Below are 2,181 nucleotides of genomic sequence, written 5' to 3'. Positions count from 1 at the left end.
AAGGTCTTTACAAGGGTTTTGAAATCATCAAAAATCATTTTCATACCTCAAATCAGCAACGCCTACAATCTTTACCATGGAACGTTTCTACAATCTTTACCTCCAGATGTCTAATGTAACAGTCCGATTACGTGCAGTAAGCCCTTACCTGTAACTAATTCGATCATCAACCCAATAAATCCTAACATGGCGATTCGACCATTCCAAACTTCGGCACTGGTAGTTATTCCCCATTCCCAACGTTCTTGAGGATACATTCTCACCCTTTTTTTCATTTGGGTAACTTGAGAGAGTTTCAAGTCGGGTTGTTTAAGGGCATCAATAATCAGGTCAGATAAAGCTTGAATAAACACCGGATTAGTATTGGGTGCTGGAACCCGTCCAAAGTTGTGTATTCCTGCTTCTTCTGCTATTTCTCGGTATTCAATGTCAATTTCTTGTAGTGTTTCAATATGTTCGGAAACAAAACTAATGGGAACAACTACGAGATTTTTTACCCCTTTTTCGCCTAGTTCCTTCAGTGCATCTTCTGTATAAGGTTGTAGCCATTCTACAGGACCAACACGACTTTGATAAGCCAGAGTGTGGGGATTAGGACGGTTGAGGGTTTGCATAATTAAGTAAGTGCATTCTTCAATCTCCTGCTGATAGGGATCACCTGCTTCCTTGACATAGCTTTTAGGGACACCGTGGGCGCTGAAGAATATATGCACCTGATCCGGATCAGGAAACTTCTCCAGTTCCCCAATGATCAGTTCTGACATGGCTTGCAAATAACCTGATGCTTTGTACCAAGAAGGGATCACCGTATATTCAAGACCTTGGAGTTTGGGGTTTTCCTTCCATAATTGTTCTAATAACCGAAAACTAGAACCGCTAGTGCTGATGGAAAATTGCGGGTAAAGGGGGAGAATTACCAGCTTATCAATGTTATCCTGGGTAAGTTGGGCAATAGCTTCTTCTGTATAAGGATGCCAATAACGCATTCCTACATAGATATTAGCTTCCTGTCCTAATTTACCTAGCTGAGATTTAATAGCCTCTCCCTGTTCCTCTGTAATCCGTCGCAATGGAGAACCGCCACCAATTTGCTTATAATTTTCTTGAGATGTTTTTTGTCTGCGGGTAGCAATAAACCAAGCTAGGGGTTTTTGCATCCAGCGAAACGGTAAACGGATAATTTCTGGATCTGAAAACAGGTTATACAAAAACGGTCCGACATCTTCGAGTTTATCTGGACCACCGAGATTAAGTAATAATACCCCTATACGACCCATAGCAATTACTTTCCCCCAATCTTTACAGATTTTTACTAAAGTTGTTAACAATATATCTTTAATTAAATATAAAGCTTTATCGGCAGGAAAAATACAATGGCGACAATTTTTCGAGATTTGAGTTACAGATACCAATGGTTATATGATAGCATCTCCCGGTTAGCTGCTGTCACTGTGGGGGGTGAAGCCCGGTTTCGTCGTCTAGCTTTAGAAAATTTGCAATTAGAAGCAGATACCCAGATTTTAGATTTGTGTTGTGGTAGCGGTCATGTAACCAGATTTTTGGTAGATTTTTCCAATCATGTCACCGGTTTAGATGCTTCTCCATTATCTATACAGCGATCGCAGAAAAATGTACCAAAGGCTACATATATCCAAGCTTTTGCGGAAGATATGCCTTTTGCAGATAATTTATTTGATGTAGTACATACTAGCGCGGCTTTACACGAAATGCAGCCGGAACAACTGCGAAAAATCATTATGGAGGTTTATCGAGTGTTAAAACCGGGGGGAGTTTTTACTTTGATAGATTTTCACCCCCCAACAAATCCCCTATTTTGGCCGGGGTTAGCGGTATTTTTCTGGTTATTTGAAACGGAGACAGCTTGGGAATTGTTGAGAACAGATTTACCCGGTTTATTAACAGATTATGGTTTTGATGTCAGTCAACCTAGTTTATATGCTGGTGGGAGTTTGCAGGTAATTCAGGGGAAGAAGATGGTTGAGAATGGTCAAGATTTTCAAGAGAAGTAATGGTCAAAATCAGGATATCCAGAATTAGAGGATTAACAGGATGTTTTTTTATGAAATATAGGTTTTTGTGAATGATAGAAAATATATTTTTCTCTGAATCATAATTTATAATCATTAAATATTCACAGAAAATCTCCAAGGAAGCTAGGGA

General features: G+C 39.5%; 2 protein-coding genes. One reads left to right on the top strand and one right to left on the bottom strand.

Annotated features, from left to right (window positions below):
- Nucleotides 1-110: 110 nt before the first annotated feature.
- A complete protein-coding gene (gene hemH, locus ACIR131C_RS0118790) occupies nucleotides 111-1,277 on the bottom strand; it encodes a ferrochelatase (RefSeq protein WP_028091435.1) in 1,167 nt (388 codons plus the stop codon).
- 96 nt (nucleotides 1,278-1,373) lie between these two features.
- Here hemH and ACIR131C_RS0118785 point away from each other — a divergent pair, with 96 nt between their 5' ends.
- On the top strand, nucleotides 1,374-2,030 hold the full coding sequence (locus ACIR131C_RS0118785; protein WP_028091434.1) for a class I SAM-dependent methyltransferase: 657 nt from the start codon (nucleotides 1,374-1,376) through the stop codon (nucleotides 2,028-2,030).
- The last annotated feature ends 151 nt before the right edge of the window (nucleotides 2,031-2,181 follow it).

Source organism: Dolichospermum circinale AWQC131C, assembly GCF_000426905.1.
In the GTDB taxonomy this organism is placed as follows: Bacteria; Cyanobacteriota; Cyanobacteriia; order Cyanobacteriales; family Nostocaceae; genus Dolichospermum; species Dolichospermum circinale.
This window is presented reverse-complemented; position numbering and strand designations above follow the sequence as displayed.

Excerpts from the sequence above, each read along its gene's own strand:
- hemH (WP_028091435.1), bottom strand. The coding sequence starts at position 1,277 with ATGGGTCGTATAGGGGTATTATTACTTAATCTCGGTGGTCCAGATAAA.
- ACIR131C_RS0118785 (WP_028091434.1), top strand. The coding sequence starts at position 1,374 with ATGGCGACAATTTTTCGAGATTTGAGTTACAGATACCAATGGTTATAT.